General features: G+C 69.9%; 15 protein-coding genes and 2 pseudogenes. 12 read left to right on the forward strand and 5 right to left on the reverse strand.

The window, feature by feature from the left end; genetic code table 11:
- Window positions 1–18: 18 nt before the first annotated feature.
- From OG361_RS03750 to OG361_RS03785, 8 genes and pseudogenes are all read left to right on the forward strand, one after another.
- A pseudogene (locus OG361_RS03750) lies at window positions 19–231 on the forward strand (NAD-dependent epimerase/dehydratase family protein); the annotation flags it as partial.
- 74 nt (window positions 232–305) lie between these two features.
- Window positions 306–482: pseudogene (locus tag OG361_RS03755) on the forward strand (NAD-dependent epimerase/dehydratase family protein); the annotation flags it as partial.
- A complete protein-coding gene (locus tag OG361_RS03760) occupies window positions 472–744 on the forward strand; it encodes a hypothetical protein (RefSeq protein ID WP_405862722.1) in 273 nt (90 codons plus the stop codon). The pseudogene OG361_RS03755 and the gene OG361_RS03760, both read left to right, overlap by 11 nt.
- Window positions 729–1742 (forward strand): glycosyltransferase family 2 protein, encoded by a 1014-nt coding sequence (locus OG361_RS03765; protein WP_405851832.1) that lies wholly within the window; start codon window positions 729–731, stop codon window positions 1740–1742. The genes OG361_RS03760 and OG361_RS03765 overlap by 16 nt, the downstream gene beginning before the upstream one ends.
- Window positions 1743–2153: 411 nt before the next feature.
- Window positions 2154–3869 carry an RICIN domain-containing protein gene (locus OG361_RS03770; protein ID WP_405851834.1) on the forward strand — a complete coding sequence of 572 codons (1716 nt, stop codon included), beginning with the start codon at window positions 2154–2156 and terminating at the stop codon, window positions 3867–3869.
- A gap of 559 nt (window positions 3870–4428) precedes the next feature.
- Complete coding sequence (locus OG361_RS03775) at window positions 4429–6573, forward strand: collagenase (protein WP_405851835.1); 2145 nt, start codon at window positions 4429–4431, stop codon at window positions 6571–6573.
- A gap of 299 nt (window positions 6574–6872) precedes the next feature.
- Window positions 6873–7397 (forward strand): hypothetical protein, encoded by a 525-nt coding sequence (locus OG361_RS03780; RefSeq protein WP_405851836.1) that lies wholly within the window; start codon window positions 6873–6875, stop codon window positions 7395–7397.
- Window positions 7394–7528 carry a hypothetical protein gene (locus tag OG361_RS03785; protein ID WP_405851837.1) on the forward strand — a complete coding sequence of 45 codons (135 nt, stop codon included), beginning with the start codon at window positions 7394–7396 and terminating at the stop codon, window positions 7526–7528. Before OG361_RS03780 ends, OG361_RS03785 begins: the two co-directional genes overlap by 4 nt.
- A 99-nt stretch (window positions 7529–7627) precedes the next feature.
- Here OG361_RS03785 and OG361_RS03790 read toward each other — a convergent pair whose 3' ends face one another.
- From OG361_RS03790 to OG361_RS03810, 5 genes are all read right to left on the reverse strand, one after another.
- Window positions 7628–8707 carry an NlpC/P60 family protein gene (locus tag OG361_RS03790; protein WP_405851838.1) on the reverse strand — a complete coding sequence of 360 codons (1080 nt, stop codon included), beginning with the start codon at window positions 8705–8707 and terminating at the stop codon, window positions 7628–7630.
- Between the two features lie 16 nt (window positions 8708–8723).
- Window positions 8724–9206 (reverse strand): poly-gamma-glutamate biosynthesis protein PgsC/CapC, encoded by a 483-nt coding sequence (locus tag OG361_RS03795; protein ID WP_405851839.1) that lies wholly within the window; start codon window positions 9204–9206, stop codon window positions 8724–8726.
- A gap of 65 nt (window positions 9207–9271) precedes the next feature.
- Window positions 9272–10750: a poly-gamma-glutamate synthase PgsB gene (gene pgsB / locus OG361_RS03800; RefSeq protein ID WP_405851840.1), complete on the reverse strand. Its 1479-nt coding sequence runs from the start codon at window positions 10748–10750 to the stop codon at window positions 9272–9274.
- A 7-nt stretch (window positions 10751–10757) separates the two neighbouring features.
- Complete coding sequence (locus OG361_RS03805; RefSeq protein WP_405851841.1) at window positions 10758–13124, reverse strand: HAMP domain-containing protein; 2367 nt, start codon at window positions 13122–13124, stop codon at window positions 10758–10760.
- 237 nt (window positions 13125–13361) lie between these two features.
- A complete protein-coding gene (locus OG361_RS03810) occupies window positions 13362–14540 on the reverse strand; it encodes a CapA family protein (RefSeq protein WP_405851843.1) in 1179 nt (392 codons plus the stop codon).
- A gap of 107 nt (window positions 14541–14647) precedes the next feature.
- Between OG361_RS03810 and OG361_RS03815 the strand changes: the two genes are divergently transcribed.
- The 4 genes from OG361_RS03815 to OG361_RS03830 all read left to right on the forward strand — a co-directional run bounded on the left by OG361_RS03815 (window position 14648) and on the right by OG361_RS03830 (window position 17859).
- The gene (locus tag OG361_RS03815; RefSeq protein ID WP_405851844.1) at window positions 14648–15550 is read left to right on the forward strand and encodes a hypothetical protein; all 903 of its coding nucleotides are present in this window, start codon (window positions 14648–14650) and stop codon (window positions 15548–15550) included.
- Window positions 15551–16045: 495 nt separating this feature from the next.
- Entirely contained in the window at window positions 16046–16249 is a 204-nt protein-coding gene (locus OG361_RS03820) for a hypothetical protein (RefSeq protein ID WP_405851846.1), read from the forward strand.
- Window positions 16249–16989 carry a restriction endonuclease gene (locus OG361_RS03825; RefSeq protein WP_405851847.1) on the forward strand — a complete coding sequence of 247 codons (741 nt, stop codon included), beginning with the start codon at window positions 16249–16251 and terminating at the stop codon, window positions 16987–16989. Before OG361_RS03820 ends, OG361_RS03825 begins: the two co-directional genes overlap by 1 nt.
- Window positions 16990–17223: 234 nt before the next feature.
- A complete protein-coding gene (locus OG361_RS03830; protein ID WP_405851849.1) occupies window positions 17224–17859 on the forward strand; it encodes an HAD family hydrolase in 636 nt (211 codons plus the stop codon).
- Window positions 17860–17872 lie beyond the last annotated feature (13 nt).

Below are 17872 nucleotides of genomic sequence, written 5' to 3' on the forward strand. Positions count from 1 at the left end.
GTCTGGACGCGTGCCGCCGTGACCGGCGGCGCCGGCTTCGTCGGACGGAACCTGATCACCCGCCTGCTCACCGACGGCCTGGCCGCGCGGAGTGTCGACAACCGGATCGGCGGGCCCCGCCCCGGCGTCGAGACTGTCGCCGCGGACCTGCGCGACCCGGAGCGGGCCGCCGCCGCGCTGGCCGACGTGGACGTGGTCTTCCACCTCGCCGGCAATCCGAGCGGCACCGCCTCGGTCGCGAACCCCGGTACGACTTCGACTCCAACGCCCTGGTCGACCTCCACGCCCTGGTCGGCCTCGACGTCCTGGAGGCCGTCCGCGGGAACCCGGGCGCCCGGCTGCTCTACCTGTCGTCCGCGATGGTCTACGGCAAGCCCGACACGGCGCCCGGCGCCGGGAGGAGGACGAGGTCCGGCCCGTTCTACCCCTACGGCGTCGGCAGGCCGGCGGTCGAGCACTACGTCGCCGCCCATGTCACCGCGTACGGCGTCGACGCCACCCGCGCGCGGGCCTTCGTCGTCTGCGGACCAGTGGAGGCCCTACGGCCAGGCCGTCGACGGCACGTGGTGGGACACCAGCACCATCCCCGGACACCTGCGGGCCCAGCTGGCCTACGCCGGAAGCCGCCCCGGACACAGCGCCGCGCTCCGACCCGTCGCGGCCGAACTCGACGCGCCGCACCGGCAGTCCGCCGCCGCGGCCCGCCGCCCCTGGACAGAAGGAGGACCATGCATCCCGTACTGAGCGTCGTCGTGCCCGTCTTCAACGCCCGCCCCTACCTCGAGGAGTGCCTCGCCTCGCTGCAGAACCAGTCCCTCACGGACATCGAGATCGTGGTCGTGGACGACGGTTCGACCGACGGCAGCGCCGACCTCGCGCACAGGATCGCCGCCGACGACCGCCGGATCCGGGTCCTGGAGGTGACGCACGGCGGCATCGGCCGCGCCCGCAACCTCGGCGTCGAAGCGAGCTCCCCGACCCCGTACCTCGCGTTCGCGAACAGCGACGACATCGTCACGCCCGAGGCCTACGTCAAGCCGATCGACCTGCTGGAGCGCAGCGGATCGGACTTCGCCACCGGCAACGTGCAGCGTCTGGCGGACGGCGCCGTCAGCCAGGCGTGGCAGTACGCCGGATTCCTCGGCACCAGGGTCGGCGCCCACATCACCGACGACATGTCGCTGCTGACCGACCGCATGGCCTGGAACAAGGTCTTCCGCAGGTCCTTCTGGGACCGGCGCCGCCTGGCGTTCCCCGAGGGCATGCTCTGCGAGGACTCCCCCCTCACCATCCCCGCGCACTTCCTCGCCGACTCCGTCGACGTCGTGCACGAGCACGTCTACATCTGGCGTGTACGGGTCGGGTCCATCAGCCAGCGGCTCACCGAGGCCCGCGGCGCGGCGGACCGGGTCGCCGGATGCGCGCACGTGAGCGGCTTCCTCGCCACCGCGGAGGACGGCCGCTGGGCCGCGTACAAGGACCGGTACGACCGGTCCGTGCTCACCGACGACCTCGTCGACCTCCTGCGCGTGATCCCCGACGGCGACGACACCTTCCGGGAGTGCTTCGTCGACCGCGCCGCCCACCTCGTCGGCAGCTTCGCGCCGGGCGTCGTCGACAGCCTCCCCGACGGCCTGCGTCGGCAGTGGAGCCTGGTGCGGGAGCGCCGGATTGCGGAACTGCTGCAGTCGATCGCCCGCGAGGGCGTGCCCTGCCAGGCCCCCGAGGGCAGCGCCCGCTGACCGCACCGTCGCCTCCCCCACCGCCCGGTCGCCTCACCGGAGTGCCCGCATGCCCGATCCCGATCCCGGCTCCGGTCACGCCCTCCCCCTGGCCCGAGTCCGCAGCGCCCGATGCTCGACGAGGCGGACGTCCCGTCCGACAGGGGCGTCCTCCCGCTCGCGCTGAACCCCCGCCGTCGACCCGGGTGTCCTGCGGCGGTGTTCGCGAGCACGCGGAGGCCGCCGACAACGCCGGAAGCGCCGGCTGCGGCGACCCGGACGGTCGGGAGCAGGCCCCAGGTTTCGACGCCGGCATGACGCTTTCGCCCGGCCGTCCCCCTCCGCGCCGACACCTGGGGCGACTCTGTGACCTGCGTGAAGACCTGGTGAAGAAGATGATCATGAGGAGCCGGCCGCGATTAGCCTGCCCGAATGAAACTCATGTTCGGACGAAGAAGCCGCCTCGCCCAGCTCACGCTCGGTGCGGCCGTGGCTGCCTCCGTCCTGCTTCCCGCCCAACCCGCCCAGGCCGCCTCGGGCCTGGACCCGTTCGCCGCGAATTTCAAGCTCACCCGCGTGGACGGGGACAAGACGGGCCTCATCGACTCCGCCGAGGCCGCCGGAGTCGCCAAGGCGTCCGTCACCGACGTCCTGGGCACCCGCACGGGGCGTCCGGGACTGTGCCACGCCACCGCGCTGAACGGCGCCCTCAAGCCCGACGGGTTTTGTTGGGACGACGAGGACGACCGGTCCAACTACGCGGACGGTGCCGGTGGGTGGATGCCGCAGGGCTTCGCAGGTTCGCATGCCGCCACCGCCGACGGGCTGTATGCGGGCCGCTCCCTCACCGCCACCTCCTGGTACCACGGCACGTACGTCGAGAGCCGCACCCCGAAGACCGTCGAGGACTACGCGAGGGTCACGATCGCGGAGTCGGCCGGCGGCCAGGTCAAGTACGGGCACATCGCGCTCGTGGAGCCGGTCAACGGAAACTTCAAGCCGCTCGAGTACACCTCGCACTCGGACGGCGTCGCCTGGTACGGGAACCGGCTGTTCGTCGCCAACGGCGCGGAACTCCAGGTCTTCGACCTGACGCGCATGTGGCGCATGAACGACACCACGAGCGCCTTCACCCGCCTGGACGCGGGCAAGACCTCCGCCCGCTTCCACCTCTGGGCGATGCCGCTCGTCGCCCGCTACAGCACCGTCAGCACCGCCGCGGTGGACAACGCCGCTTCGGCCTGGCTCAACAACAGCCCCCGCGCCTGCGGTCCGTCCGTCAACAACGAGCTGTGCCTGAGCAGTCTGAGCATCGACCGTTCCGGTGCGACGCCGGCCCTGGTCTCGGTGGAGAACAGGAGCGGCGCGGGCGCCCGTATCGTCCGCTGGCCGCTCTCCGCCCTCGGCACCGGCCTTCCCACCACGGTCGCCTCGGAGCCCACGGGCTACACCTCACCCGTGTGGGGCATCCAGGGCACGGCAACGGACGGCACCAGCTACTACATGAGCGGCACCTGCCCCACGTACTGGCCGGGCGGCACCGATCTCTACTCCTGCATCCACGTGGCCAAGCCCGGCGAGGCACCGCACGTCCTCACCCAGGCACCTCAGCTGACCCAAGGCCTGTCCTGGGACCCCCTCGCCAAGCGGCTCTGGGGCGCCAACGAGGCGCTGGTGGACTCCAGCGGACCACGCAGGGTCGTGTTCAACATCGAGCCCGACGCCGGCAAGCCCGTCGACGGCTGGAGCTGGCTCACCAACTTCCACGTGGCGGGCTCCGTGTGCGCGACGCCCCAGGGCAACGGCACCGCCAACGGCACCCCGATCACGGTGTGGACCTGCACGGGGTCGGACGGCCAGCGGTGGAAGTACGAGAACGGCCTGATCGTCCACAAGGCGAGCGGCAAGTGCATCACCCCCGAGGCCAACGGGGCGAACACCAACGGCGCGCTGCTGACGCTGTGGACGTGCAACCCGTCGAGCGACGTCCAGAGGTTCTCGCCTTCGGCCGACGGCAGCGCCGTCAACGCCTATGGCAAGGCCATCACGCCGAAGGGCAACTCCCTGGGCAACGGCGTCTGGCTGACCCTGTGGACCCAAGGCAGCCCCACCCCTGACGTCCAGGACTGGGTGGTGAAGGGCTTCTAGTCCCGCACCCGCTCTCTCCGGACACCGACAAGGGGCCGGCCCTCACTGGGGCCGGCCCCTTGTCGTCACGACTCCCGTACGTCTGGGTCGAGTCGCCGTAGGTGAGGAATGCCTGGGTGGCGGTGACGGCCCACCACCGCATGAGCGTCCTGCCCGTTCCCGCCCGGTGCGGGTGGTTGGCGGAGATCCAGGGTCGGCAACGGAGATCCAGGGTCGGCAGTTGACAACGTTTCAGTTGCGGAAGCAGGCCAATCTGACCGAAAGACTTCCTGTGCGATGCGACATGTGAAATTTTACACGTCACACATCAGCTGCCCGCGTCCACAGCACGCGGCCACAACGGCCCCGGAGGCCCCCACAGATGCATCCCTTCCGGATATCGAAGGCCAACGCGCGCAGACTTCCTGCGCTCGGCGCAGCCGTCTTCATTACGCTCGGCCTGTTCGCACCACAGAGCCAGGCCGCCTCCGTCGGCGCCACGACCCCGTCCAGTGCGAACGCACGTGGAACCGCGGCCTCGGCGCCGCGGTCGATCCCGGTCCCCAAGTCGCCCGATGCGATGAGCAACGGCTCCCGCTTCCGGATCTCCTCACAGGACAATGCCGAGGAGTCCGCCCCGGCACCCGCCCCGACCGTCAAACCGGTCAAGCCCGTCAAGCCCGCCAAGCCCGGCCAGCAGTCCTCGGCCGCCGCCGGGGACGAGTGCGGTGACCTCTCCGGCGTGATCAACGCCACGGGCAGCGCGTTGGTCCAGCAGCTCAAGTCCCTCCCCCAGATCACCTGTACCTACCCGCTGTTCGGCCTCACCGGGGAGGACGCGCGTAAGGCCTTCCGCGAACCCCAGATGGTGACCGTCGCCAAGGCGCTGCGCGACGCCTCCGCCACGTACTCGGGCAGCAACAGCGCCGACATCGGCCAGCTGGTGCTGTTCCTGCGCGCCGGCTACTACGTGCAGGACAACAACGCGGACGTCGTCGGCGACTACGGCACGACGCTGGACAGCGCGGCGCTCGGCGCGCTGGACGCGTTCTTCGCCGCTCCGCGCAGCAAGGACGTCACCGACGCCAACGGCGAGATCCTCAACGAGGTCGTCACGCTGATCGACAGCACCCACGCGGCCGGCCGGTACGCCGGCGTCGTCAAGTGGATGCTCGGAAGCTACGACGGCACCTGGCCCGGCCAGATGAACCTCGCCATGCAGCACGTCGAGTGGGTCGTCGAGAACGGCTTCAAGGCCAAGGACGACGACCGCGGCTGGCGGGCCGCCCTCAAGGCCGACCCCACCATCCTCGACACCTGGGCCGGCTTCATCACGCGCAACAGCGCGCAGCTGAACCGCCTGGACGTCGTCAGCAACGTCGGCCGCTACCTCGGCTACGCCCTCGACGTCCCCGAGCTCAAGGACCGGCTCCGGCCGCTGCTGAAGGACCTGATCAACCGCTACCCGAACGTCGGCCCCACCGCGCCGATCACCATGAACCTGGGCTGGTACACGCGCCAGTACGACAGGAACAACTGCGCGGCCTACGCCATCTGCGACCTCGGCGACCGCGTGCTCCCGGCGATCCTGCCGATCCAGCACACGTGCACCCCGGACCTGAAGATCCGCGCCCAGGACATGTCCCCCGCACAGCTGGCCGGCACCTGCACCAGCCTGGTCAACCAGGACGCCTACTTCCACCGGGTCATCGGCGACAAGGGCGCGATCCCCGGTGACGTGAACACCAACCTCGAGGTCGTCGTCTTCGACGACTACACCCAGTACTCGCTGTACGCCTGGGCCATCTACAACATCGACGTCGACAACGGCGGCATGTACGAGGAGGGCAACCCGGCCGCCGCCGGCAACCAGGCCCGCTTCATCGCCCACGAGGCCCACTGGCTGCGCCCGGACTTCCAGATCTGGAACCTCAACCACGAGTACACCCACTACCTCGACGGCCGCTACAACATGTACGGCGACTTCGAGGCGGGCATGACCACTCCGACCATCTGGTGGGTCGAGGGCATCGCCGAGAACATCTCGTACGGCTACCGGGGCGAGCGCAACGCCGACGCGATCGGCGAGGCCGGCAAGAAGACCTACAAGCTCAGCGACCTGTTCGACACCGTCTACGGCCAGGAGGAGGACCCCGAGGTCAACTCGAACCGGGTCTACCGTTGGGGCTTCCTCGCGGTCCGCTACCTGCTCCAGGCGCACCCCGCCGACGTCGAGACCGTGCTCACCAAGTACCGCACCGGTGACTGGAACGGCGCCCGCACCTTCCTGAAGCAGACCATCGGCACCAGGTACGACGCCGGCTTCGCCACCTGGCTGACGACCGCCTGCGCGACCGACGACTGCGGCCCCCTGCCGGAGGCCTCGTCCACCCCGCTCTGCACCCTCAGCGACCCCCGTCAGTTCGACAAGAACTGCCGCCGGGACAATCTCGCGGCCGCTACCGGCAACTACAGCTACCACTTCGTGTACCTGCCGGCCGGCGTCAAGCAGCTGACCATCACCAGCAGCGGCGGCACCGGCAACGCCGACCTGTACTACGGCGGCAGCAGCTGGGCCACCACCAGCGGCTACCAGGCGAAGTCCACCAACGCCGGCAACAGCGAGGCCCTGACGATCGACAACCCGCCGTCCGGCTGGGTCTACTTCAGCCTCGCCGCCGCGCAGGACTTCAGCGGTGTGAGCGTCTCCACGCAGTCCAGGTGAGCCGGTTCGCCGGGGTCGGCTGGGCCGGCCGACCCCGGCGAAGCAGCTCGGGTCCCAGCGGGGCGACAACAGCATGGCCACGTACGAGATGGACTTCGCCGCGGCCGCGCAGGCGGGACAGGACGTCTACTGCTTGGTGACCCCTCGCTACAGTGGCCGCCGGACGGTACCCACCGGATTCGCCATCCACGCGCATTGGACGAACCCGGACGGGAGTCCGGAGCACCACCACCACGCCGACGCGTCCCGCCGGCGGGCGGATGGCGCATCGGCCGCACGATCGAAGGGTTCACCAAGCGATGTTTCTCCTGGAGTTCGCTCGCGATTCCATCAGGGAGCCTTCGAAGAAGCAGGCAGCCGATCTGGCGGCAACGAGTGAGATGAACCTGCGATACGCCTATTTCGAGGCCGAAGTATCCATCGCCGCAGAAGGGTTCGAAGCCGAGACCCTGCAGGTTCCGCTGCTCGACTTCGTCCACTGTGTGCTGCTGGCGGCACGAGCGGTCGGAAACGGGCAGTCCGGCCGTATCAGTTTCACCGAGAGCAGCCTTCTGATCGAATTCGTTCCGTCGGGCGAGAACCTGGCGGTCCTGCGGTCGTGGGATCCCGTTCCAGGGTCATGTGGAACGACTGAATTCCTGCACTCCGCCTACCGGTTCTCCGTCGATTCGCTGAGTCGCATCGGCGAACGGTTTCCCGACTTCCAGCGCAATCCGTACCACGGAACGCTCGGGCGCATGACCCGGGAAATTCCCCCGGCTGTCGCCGTGAGAGAAGGCACTGTCGGTAAGGAAGAACGATGGGGCGGGGCGAGAGAACAGTGAGAGCGGTCTCCCGGGTGTTCTGGATCCTGTCCACCGGCCAGCCCACCACCGGCCTCGACCTGGTGGTCGAAGTCCTGGACAGCAAGGTGCGGATGACCCACCCCTCCGAAGACCTCGTCTTCGAAGACTGAGCAGGAGGCAGCCGCCCCGCCGTCAACGCCGGCCCGGCGCCCGCGAGGCTTGCCCGCGAGACGCTCTCGATCTGACACACCGCGCCGTTCGTCGCCGCGTCACAGGCGCTTGGCGCTGCGCAGGGTCTTGGCGTAGTAGCCGTTGCCGTCGAGTCGTGAGACGCCCCCGACGTCTCCGATGGTCGGGCCGTTCACCTCCTCGCGGCTGGACACGAAGATCAGGTGGCCCTGCGTGTCGTAGCCGAGGACCATGCCCACGTGGTCCAGGCGCTCGCCGGTCCGGGTGTCGAGCTTGAAGAAGACGAGGTCGCCCGGCTGCAGCTCGTCGATGGTCGAGGGGCGGTCCTTCGCCGCAACGCCGGTCAGGGGCAGGACGTTCACGCCCTGCCGGGAGCGTGCCATGCCGTTGGCCGTGCGCGGCAGTCCGTCACCGGTCTTGTCCGACGACATCAGCGGGTAGCGCGCGCGGAAGCCCAGCACCATGCGGATGAAGCCCGAGCAGTCCAGGGACCGGGCGCGCACGGCCTCCGGTGTGCCGACGGAACCGTCCCGGAAGGAGTACGCGGTGCCCAGGTAGTCATAGAAGTCGGACTGTTCCAGGCGCAGGTCGCCGCCCTCGGTTCCGGCGGTGTTCAGCGGGCCGAAGTTCGCGTCGCCCGCGACGACGACGCCCTGCCCGTCCTTGCGCTGTGGCGCGCCGGCCACGTACTGGAAGGCGAAGGCGAAGAGGTCGTCCTCCTTGCTGTCGGCGTACTCCGCGTACCAGTCCTTGAACCACTTCTGCTTCTCCGCGCCCTTGGACCAGGGTTCGGGTATGAGGCGTACCCAGTCCGTGGTGGAGACCTTGGACGCCGTGGCGGTGGGCTCGGCGAAGGTCCGTGCCGGGCCGGTCAGTTTCGCGGTGCGCGCTCCGTCGGTCAGGACCGCCTTGACCTGGCCGTCGGCTCCCCTGAGCACGCTGCGGGCCGGGTTCTCCAGGCGGGACCACCGGTCCTCCGAGGTGTCCTCGGGCTTGCCGCTCTGTCCACGGGTCCCGTTGAGCACGCCGACGTTCCGCACCTCGGTGACGCCCTGTTCCTCCTGCTTGCGCAGTTCCAGGGTGAGGTACCCCGAGGTCGCGACGAGCCCGAGGACGACGAGGCCCGAGACGAGCGGGCGCGACTTCTTCTTCCCTGTCATGGTTGTTCCTCGATTCTCAGGCGGCGGGCATGATGCCGAGCAGCAGGCCGGCGGCGACGACGATGTAGGCCATGAGGGAGACGGAGGCCGTCGCCAGCAGGGTGGGCCCCTTGGGCTGGCGGACCAGCTGGTAGGCGATGAGGCCGGGGACGATGAAGCCGAGGGTCTGGTTGCCGTACAGCAGCGGGAACTCGATCGACAGAACGATCATCACGGTGGCCTGGAGCAGCACGCCCAGGAGGACCACGGCGGCGAACAGCCTCTTGCCGTAGAGGATCACCAGCCGCTGCATGAGCTTGGTGCCCGCGTAGGTCAGGGCCGTGACGCCCACGACCATGGCGGCCCGCTGGAGGTCCTCGATGAGGGTCAGGGCGATCCAGCCCGGCGTGATCATTCCGCCGGGGGAAAGGTTGGTCGTGAGATAGCACAGCAGGGAGAAGAGCAGGCCTATGGCGATGCCCAGGGCGGCCATCTCGGGGGTCAGGGCGGCGGTGGTCAACGGGGGCTCCGGGCGCGTGTACGGGTGGTGAGGCGGGAGGTCGGCAGCGGCCGCGGCCGGCGGGGTCAGGAGTGGGGAGGCGGTCGTTCGCCCTCGTGGGCAGGGGGCTGGAACCACCCGTAGGTCTCCTCGTTCCCGGGCCTGCTCCGCGTGTCCTGGGAGCCCTGCCACGCGGGGAACGGCTCCGGATCGGGACGGCCCTTGACCACCTGGGTCGGGATCCGTACCAGGGGGATCTCCTGGGTCTGGGAGGCCTGGTACCGCTCCTCATGGGCCAAGGGGTACGAGGCGTAGGGGTCGAGGCGCGCGGGCTGCGCGGCAGGGACGTCGAAGGGCTCGCCCGGACCGCTTTCGGTACCGCTCTCGTCCTCCGGGAGCCCGGCGAGGTACTCCAGCAGCTCCTCGCCCTGGCCGTGGATGTTGCCGATGGCGACGAGCGAGGAGCCGTCGGGCATCCGGCCGAGCATGGCCGGCATGAACTCCTCGGCGGACAGCCGCTCGCCGCCCAGGTCGACCGCCCTGTCCCGCCACTCGGCGGGGATGGCGTCGATGGCGCTCTTCGCGGGGTGTCCGATGACGAAGACGTTGTCCGGCTGCAGGTCCGGGATGATCTCGCCCATCTGCCCGTTGCGTTCGACGCGGTCGGGCCGGCAGTTGATCACCACGTTCAGCGGGCGGTTGACGGCCCCCAGGTCGAGCAGCTGGTTGACGTTCATCAGCGTCGACTCGGGGTCGTTCGCCGCGAAGACGTTGGCGAAGGCGAGGCGCCTGTTCTCGGGTGTCACGTAGCGTTCCACGGACAGGACGCCCGGGTCCGGGGGCGCGTCGTACATACCCTGGAGGGCGACCTGTCGTTCGACGCCGAGGAGCTCCGCCACGGCCAGGGCGATGGCGACGTTCTCCTTGAAGGTGAACCAGCTGAAGCCGCGGAGCTCCGCGTCGGTGACCGTCTCGGGGTCGGCGTAGACGAGCTGACAGTTACGGGCGTCCGCCTCCTCCCGCAGGATGTGGAACCGTTCCTTCTCGGCGGTCACGCAGATGCCGTTCTCCGGCATCGAGCGGCACAGGGACCGGGCCACGTCGTCCAGGGTGGGGCCCATCTCGGCGAGGTGGTCCTCGCGGACGTTGCACAGGACGCCGATGGTGGAGCGGATCAGCTTGCTCTGGTTCACCTCCTGCAGCGCCGGCATGACGGCCATGCACTCGATGACGAGGGCATGGGGCCGGTAGGTGGCGGCCCGGCGCACGATGCCGATCTGCTCCACCACGTTGGCGATGCCGAACTTGCGGTAGACCGGCTCCTCGGTCGCGTCGGGGTGGATGAAGCGCGCGGCCGTCCCCGTCGTCTTCGCGACCGTGACGAGACCTCCACCGCGCAGGGCTCCCGCGCACAGCCGGGTGATGGAGGACTTGCCGCGGATGCCGTTGACGAGCACCCGGGTGGGGATGACGTGCAGGGCCGCGTAGTGCCTGCGCTGTTCGATGATGCCCGCGATCAGCAGGAACACCCCGCCGGTCAGCAGGACGAAGTAGAGGTAGAGCACGGCCTTGTCACCTTCCGCCGACGCTGGGCCCGGGCTCCGCGGGGCGGCGTGCCTGGTTGTGTCTGTGGGCCTGCGCCTGCTGGCGCAGGAGTTCGAGGCTGCGGACGACGGCGCCCACCTCGTCCTGGTACCGCGGGTACAGCACGGTCTTGAGGTCGCCGTCCGCGAGCTTCTCGGCGCCGGCGGCGAGCGCTCGCAGCGGTCGTACGACGACCAGGTAGATCCAGCCGAGGCAGAGGATGATCGCGGCCAGTCCGAGCATTCCGGCGAGCACGCTGCGGTCCTCGCGCTCGTACGGGGCGATCTGGAAGCGCTCGGCGTCCTGCCAGCTGACGACCGTCCAGCCGATGTCGGCCGTGACACCGCCCCCGGAGAAGGGGGCCGCCGCCGCGACGGTGACGCTGTCCCCCTCCCGGATGAGCAGGCCGTTCTCGACCGGGCCCGCACCGACCCGGACACCGGCCGCCCGTACGAGGTCGGTCAGGGCTTCGCGGTCCAGCTCCTCGAAGGCCAGGAATCCGTCGCTGGCGGCGATGGTCAGGCCGGCGGAGTCCAGTACGCGGACCTCTCCGAGGCCGGGCCTGGCCAGCAGCGAGTTGAGGAACTCCACCCGGATCTCACCGACCAGGGTGCTGCCCTCACGCCCCGGGGCGGGGGCTCCTGCCTGGATCACCGGCTCCTTGCCGCCCTTGCCGGAGACCCGGACCAGGGGCAGCCCCTCGCCGCGGCTCCACGCATGGGGTTCCGCTCCCGCACGGGCACGGACCTCGCCGTCGGCGTCCACGAGGTACAGGGCCTGGTAGCGGGTGTGCTTCTCCAGCGCCTCCTGGAGAACACGGCCGGTGGTGCCCTCGCCGTCGCCCCCGTTCTTGCCCTCGCCCTCGCCCTCGTTCTCGCCCTCGCCCTCGCCCTCGTTCTCGCCCTTGCCCTCGTCCGCATCGATGAGACGGGAGGTGGAGACGAGATCCGCCTGCGCCTCGTTGAGCGCCCGGCGGAGCCGGTCGGCGATCAGGTCCGTTCGGTCCCGCTGGTCGTTGACCATGGTGGTCGGAACGCTGACGGACCCGTCCGTTCGATTCAGCAGAAGTCCGACGGGCACACACCACACGAGCAGCAGCGCGGCTGTCAGCGCGAGCGGTCCGCGTCCTCCGACCCGGATCCTTCCGCGGAGCGCGGCGCCGGAAGCGCCAAGGCCACCGTCAACGCCGCCGTCACCGTCACCGTTTCCGCCGGCAGCACCGGTGCCGCCCAGTTGCCGTCGCAGGCGCTCCAGGGCGGCGCCGATCCGGGCGGGTTCTCCCCAGCGGGGCACCGTGACGGGTCGCATCAGATCGCCCCGGGCGAGCCGGCGCGACTCCAGGAACAACCGCAGCAGCGGCCGCTGCACGGTCACCCAGAGCACGCACACCGCGAGCAGCCCGAGCAGGACGAGGACGCCGGCCGCGGCCAGACCGTACAGCTCACGGCCCTGCTCGCCTGTCTGCTCCTGGACCACGGGGAGCAGTGCCACGACCGTCAGTCCCAGACCGGCGGCCACGCTCTGCTTCTCCTCGGGGTTGGAGGAGGCGAGCGAGGCGTACCCCGCGGTGGCCACACGGCCGTTGTACTCGCCGCCGACGAGCGACCCGCTGACGCCGGGGTAGCCCCGCGATCCGGGCTCCTTGGCACGGACCGGATGCTGCTCGGTCCGCGCTGCCGCCCGGTCGGAGAGCAGACTCATCTGCTTCTGGAGGAAGACGAGCTCCTGGCGCTCCTGATCGGAGTTGAGCGCCTCGGCCCGCTCGAAGCCGGCTGTGCCGAGGACCTCGCCGTCCTCGGCCACCACCGCCATGGTGCGGAACGGGCCGAGGTTGATGGCGGGCACGGACAGACCGCTGGACGCGATCAGCAGCTGCTGCGGCCGGTCCTTCCAGTCGAGTACCGCCATGGTCATCAGGCGTACGTCCCCGGTCTCCAGCCGCACCATCCGGGGTGTCAGTGCCAGTTCGCCGGTGAGGACGTCCTTGTCCAGCCAGGCCAGGGGAATCGACTCCCCCCGCGCGGCCAGCACCTCTCCGCTCTCCAGGTCCAGCACGGTGGTGCCGGTCCACTTCTGGTACGTCCGGCCCAGGTCCGTCAGGATGTGTGCGGGCTTCACCGGTCGACCCGCGCTCAGCGCCGTGGCGGTGCGCTCCAGGTCCGTGACGCGTTCGTCGATCGAGGCGCGCAGGGCGATGGCGCCGTCCTCCGCGAAGTACTGCTGCGAGGACAGCACCGCCTTCGGCGCGACCATGTCCTCGCCGGGACCCAGTACCTTCGCCGTCAGACCGGCCAGGGCGAGGATCAGCACGCAGAGCACCACGATGGGCGGGCGGATGCCGCCGAGAAGCGGCATGTCCGCGCGCCTGCGGCTGCGCCTCCGTCCTCCTCGCATGGAGTAGGCGGCTTTACTCGATGTCACTGGTGTTCTTTCCTGACTGCTACGGACGCGGTGCACGGGAGAGGCGAGACCGCTGACACGAACGCTTCTGACACGAACGCTGCTGCCGCGGGCCCTGGCCGCGGCCCGACAGCCCGGCGGCCTGGCGGCCCCGACAGCCCGACGAGCGCACGAGACGGGCTGTGTGACGGCTCAGTCCTTGAGGGAGAGCTCGGCCAGACCGTCGCCCCCCGGCGCCCCCCTGTTGAAGAGGTAGCCACGGGTCCGGTCCGCGGCGAGGCGGTACCGTGCGAGTCGATCCGCGGACAGGTCGCCCGGGCTGTCGATCATCTGCCGCACGTCGACGAGCCGGTGGTCCTCGACGGCGTCTTCGGGGAGCTTCTCACCCGGTTCGATCTCGGGCGGGATGTCCACCAGCGTGGTGCGGTAGCGGGCGGCGACGTCCCATCCGGACTCCGTCTCCCGGAACTCGAACCAGCCGATGGCCCCCTCCTCGGTGAGTCCCGTGGGCGACGAGTGCCGGGCGACCTGGTTGCCCAGGCTGTAGGCGACCCAGGTGCCGTTCACCTTCTGGATCGGCTGCACCACGTGGGCGTGGTGCCCGATCACGAGATCGATCCCGGTCTCCTCGGTGATCCGCTCGGCGAGCTGCAGTTGCGGGATGCTCGGCTCGTTGTAGTGCTCCAGGCCCCAGTGGACCGAGAGGATCACCACCTCGGCCCCCTGCTTCCGCGCCCGCGCCTCGGCCTTCTTGATCGCGTCCGTGCCGATCCGGTTGAACGCCCAGCGCTCCTTCTCGGGTGTCGGGTTGAGGAACGACTCCCACGAGAAGGACAGGTGGGCCACCTTCACGCCCTTGACGTCGCGGACATTGATCTCGTCCGCTTCCTCAGGGGTACGTGCCGAGCCGCTGTGGCCGAGCCCGACCCGGTCCATGGTGTCCAGAGTGCGGCGGACGGCCTTGAGCCCGTGATCGTAGGTGTGGTTCGACGCGGTCGAGCAGGTGTCGTAGCCCACGTCCTTCAAGGTCGTGAGGATCTGCGGCGGCACCAGGAACTCCGGGTAACCCTCGAAGGGGCCCCTGGGCTTGCCGACAGGGGTCTCCATATGACATATGGCCAGGTCAGCCTTGCTGATGACCGGTTGCACGCCGGCCATCAGCGGGCCGAAGTCCAGCCCCGCGCTCCCCTTGCCGGAGGTCTTCGCGTCCTTGGCAGCCTGCTCCACCAGCTCCGGATGGATGAGAACATCTCCCGCGGCGGCGACGGTGAATGTGCGCCCGCCCGGCTTGCTCTGTGTCTCAGCGGGGGTCGACGCGCAGCCGACGGTGAGAACGGCGAGGACTGCCACCCCTGTCAGCACACGAACCATGCGGAGAGAATCACAGAATGTCACCGGCCGATCTTCCCACGCGTTCCAAGATCAACTTCGCACAGGCGATCACGGGATCATCACATTCCCTCCTCATCCTTGCCGTCATGGGTGTCGCGCTGACGCTTCTCGGATGCCAGGCGGTACCGAGCGACGACGCGGATACCGGGCGACCGCGGACCCGCGAGCTCGTGGACCTCGGCGACCGGATCCTCGAATACGCCCGGCAGTCCGAGGCCCGGACCGGGTACACGCCCCCCGACGACACCCGACGAGAACGCCTGGCGCGCGGCGTCGGCCACCTTCTGGACGGCGACCGCGCGGAAGCCGAGAAGCTCCTCGGCGACGCCGGCTTCCGGGTGACGGGACTCACGGACACCGCCTCCGGCAGGCGCTACGACGAGGTCGCCGCTCGGGAGCCGGGCGCCGAGGCGCGGTGGGGACGGCTGTACGTCAACGCCGACGCCGGTGTCCGCTGGAGCGTGCAGGTACCGCACCCGGTCGCCGACCGCGGCACCGAATCCCTCGGAGCCCGGCTCCTGGAGGGCACACCCGGTGGCGCACTGGTCCTCGCCGGCGCTCATCGCACCGCCGGCCGAGGAGACGCGGCAGATGTCGCGCACCGCACCGACAGCGTTTTCCATGCGATCGTCTCGGAACTACAGAAACGCGGCATTCCGGGCTTGCAGCTGCACGGTTTCGCGAGAACGCCGGACCGTCCCTACGACGCCATCCTCTCCACCGGCGCCGCACAGACGGCACCCGAGGAGGCCGCCGAGCTGGCCGAGCTCATGGAGGGCCGCGACCTCCGCGTCTGCCGGGGATGGGCCGACCGGTGCCCCCTGGAAGGAACCACGAACGTCCAGGGAAAGACGGCGAAGCGCCACGACGCGACATTCATCCATGCCGAACTCGCCCCAGGGGCCCGGGGCGACGGTCCCGAGGCCGCACGAGCCCTGACAGCCCTCTCCACTCTCCTCTCGACATGGTCGGGCACCGGAAAGCGGTGACCACCGACAACGCGAGGGGCGACGACCCCGTGGTCCGCGGTCGAGCCGGACACCACGAGAACGCCGCCGAGAGGAGGTTGACGGCCGAGCGGCCGATGGCAGTCCCTCCTTCGCGCGGTCGGGAACCCGTGCCCGACAGCCCGGCGCTGCGTCCGGTCGGCGGCGCGTGGGGGCGCACACGCGCGTACGCGGGGAGCGTGCCCCCATGTCTTTCTCGCCAACTTCACTTCACCGAGCAGACTGCTGCGACCAGGGGTTTCTCCGGCTTTCGTGCGGTGCCCGGGCGGTGCGCACTCGGCCGGGTCGGCGATCGGTTCTCCGTGGTCACCCGGCCATTCACCGCACGTTCGGCCGCTACGGGGAGGGCGTTCACGGGGGTGGCTGGTTCGGAGTGATCGCGGTGCGGTTCCCCCGACTCAGTGTCGGTGGCCGCTGCTACATCCATGTCAGGAGGGTTCGCGTCGGTGCGGCCCTCATGTCGGGAGGGGACAGTTCATGACGCCTGAGGGCTATCACCGGGTGCGAGGCCACATCCGCCGGAATCCGACCCGTCGGTCCGCGAAGAAGATGAGCCCGTGGCTGATCGGCGGCATCGGCGCCGTGGTGGTGCTGTGGGCGCAGTTCGTCGGATTCGAGGGGGCTGCGCCGGCACAGCCCGCCACGCCGGGGGTGACGGCGACGCCGTCGGCGGGCCGCTGATGGGGCGGCGGCGGTTGGCGATCCGTCGACCGCGCGGCGCGGTCGAGTACGGGGCAGCGGCCCTGGTCGTCGCAGCGGTGGCCTCCTTGGTGGTGCGGTTGCTCGTATGGGTGGGCGAGGTGCTGGTGCGGTGGTGGCCCATCGTGGCTGTGCTCGCCCTACTGGGACTCGCGGCCGGCGTCTGGCGGGCTGTGGCGGCCACGCGCGAGCACGCGGCGCGAGCACGGCGTCTGTCGGTCCTGCGGTTCACCCTGGCGGAGCTCGACGCTATGGACGACCGGCAGTTCGAGTTCGCGCTCCGGGACTTGCTGATCCGGGACGGCTGGTCGGCCCGGCAGGTCGGGCAGCAGGGCGATCAGGCCGCCGACGTCATCGCCGACCACCCCGCGTACGGACGCCTCGTAGTCCAGGCCAAGCACACCAAGGTCGCCGCGAAGGTCGGATCCCAGGTGATGTACCAGGTGAAGGGGACAGCAGGCCCCGCACACCGGGCGAACGCGGCGACGGTCGTGACGAACGGCGGTTTCACCCGCGACGCCAGGGAGTGGGGAGAGCGGCACGCCGTGGGCTGGACCGACCGTGAACGGCTGTGCTCATGGGCCGAGCGGGGTATCCCGCTCCATCAGATCCTGCAGCTTCCCGCCCTCACCCGCCGACGGCTCCCCGGCGCTCGCCGACCCTGGTCCGCCGCGCCGTACGAACGGACCGCTCCCGAGGGGAGGACGAACGGTGCTCGATGAAGACGCCACGACGAGATCCACTCCGTCGCCACCAACCCCGCCTGGCGCCGACGCGGCTACGGACGCGCCGTCCGTCACCGCAACCATGCAGTCCCGCGCCACCCATGACCTGGATCTGCCGAGAGGAAGCGTCCTAGGGCGCGTTTCAGAATTGCCCGGACGCACGCGGTGATCTGATGCGGCACATGGTGATGGCATCCTTGGTCAGTGCTCTCATCTGATCATGCAGGTGCCGTGTTCTTCGACGTCGATGGCACTCTCGTCCCGCGGACAAGTTCGTCGGTCTTCCTGGCCGGCTTCCTCGGACATCGCGACGAGTTGGCAGAGGCGGAGGGCGGGTACGCCTCAGGCACCCTGGACAATCGACAAGTCTCGGAGCTGGATGCGGCGGGCTGGGCAGGCGTGCCCGAGGGGCAGGTCCTCGGCTGGCTCGACGGGCTTCCCCTGGTCTCGGGCATTTCGGAGACCGTGGCCTGGTGCTGGAGCAACAGGCTGGTGCCTGTCCTGGCGACCCTGGCTTGGTCCCCGGTCGGCAGCTACCTGACCGACCGCTTCGGCTTCCATTCGTTCAGCGGACCTCGGCTGGAGACCGCAGGAGGCCGGTTCACGGGGCGCGTGGCCCGCCACTTCGACGAGTACGACAAGCGGGACTTCGCCCTGACGCAGGCGCGAGAGCTGGGGCTGGACCCCCTCTCGTGCGGGGCAGTGGGAGACAGTCGTTCCGACCTGCCGCTGTTTGCCTCGGTAGGGGTGGCCGTGGCATTCAACGCCTCGAAGCACGCGCGGACGGCTGCGACGGTTGTGGTCGAGGACGACGACCTTCGAGGTGTGCTCCCGCACTTGAGCCGCTTGGTCACAGCCACTCGTTGATGGCCGCGACCAG

The organism is Streptomyces sp. NBC_00090 (genome assembly GCF_045160815.1).
Classification (GTDB): domain Bacteria; phylum Actinomycetota; class Actinomycetes; order Streptomycetales; family Streptomycetaceae; genus Streptomyces.

Bases quoted from the DNA above. Each gene is read 5' to 3' on its own strand.
- OG361_RS03770 (WP_405851834.1), top strand. From the start codon at position 2,154: ATGAAACTCATGTTCGGACGAAGAAGCCGCCTCGCCCAGCTCACGCTC.
- OG361_RS03790 (WP_405851838.1), bottom strand. From the start codon at position 8,707: ATGACAGGGAAGAAGAAGTCGCGCCCGCTCGTCTCGGGCCTCGTCGTC.
- OG361_RS03805 (WP_405851841.1), bottom strand. From the start codon at position 13,124: ATGCCGCTTCTCGGCGGCATCCGCCCGCCCATCGTGGTGCTCTGCGTG.
- OG361_RS03810 (WP_405851843.1), bottom strand. From the start codon at position 14,540: ATGGTTCGTGTGCTGACAGGGGTGGCAGTCCTCGCCGTTCTCACCGTC.
- OG361_RS03780 (WP_405851836.1), top strand. From the start codon at position 6,873: ATGTTTCTCCTGGAGTTCGCTCGCGATTCCATCAGGGAGCCTTCGAAG.
- OG361_RS03815 (WP_405851844.1), top strand. From the start codon at position 14,648: ATGGGTGTCGCGCTGACGCTTCTCGGATGCCAGGCGGTACCGAGCGAC.
- OG361_RS03760 (WP_405862722.1), top strand. From the start codon at position 472: ATGTCACCGCGTACGGCGTCGACGCCACCCGCGCGCGGGCCTTCGTCG.
- OG361_RS03775 (WP_405851835.1), top strand. From the start codon at position 4,429: ATGAGCAACGGCTCCCGCTTCCGGATCTCCTCACAGGACAATGCCGAG.
- OG361_RS03820 (WP_405851846.1), top strand. From the start codon at position 16,046: ATGACGCCTGAGGGCTATCACCGGGTGCGAGGCCACATCCGCCGGAAT.
- OG361_RS03765 (WP_405851832.1), top strand. From the start codon at position 729: ATGCATCCCGTACTGAGCGTCGTCGTGCCCGTCTTCAACGCCCGCCCC.
- OG361_RS03825 (WP_405851847.1), top strand. From the start codon at position 16,249: ATGGGGCGGCGGCGGTTGGCGATCCGTCGACCGCGCGGCGCGGTCGAG.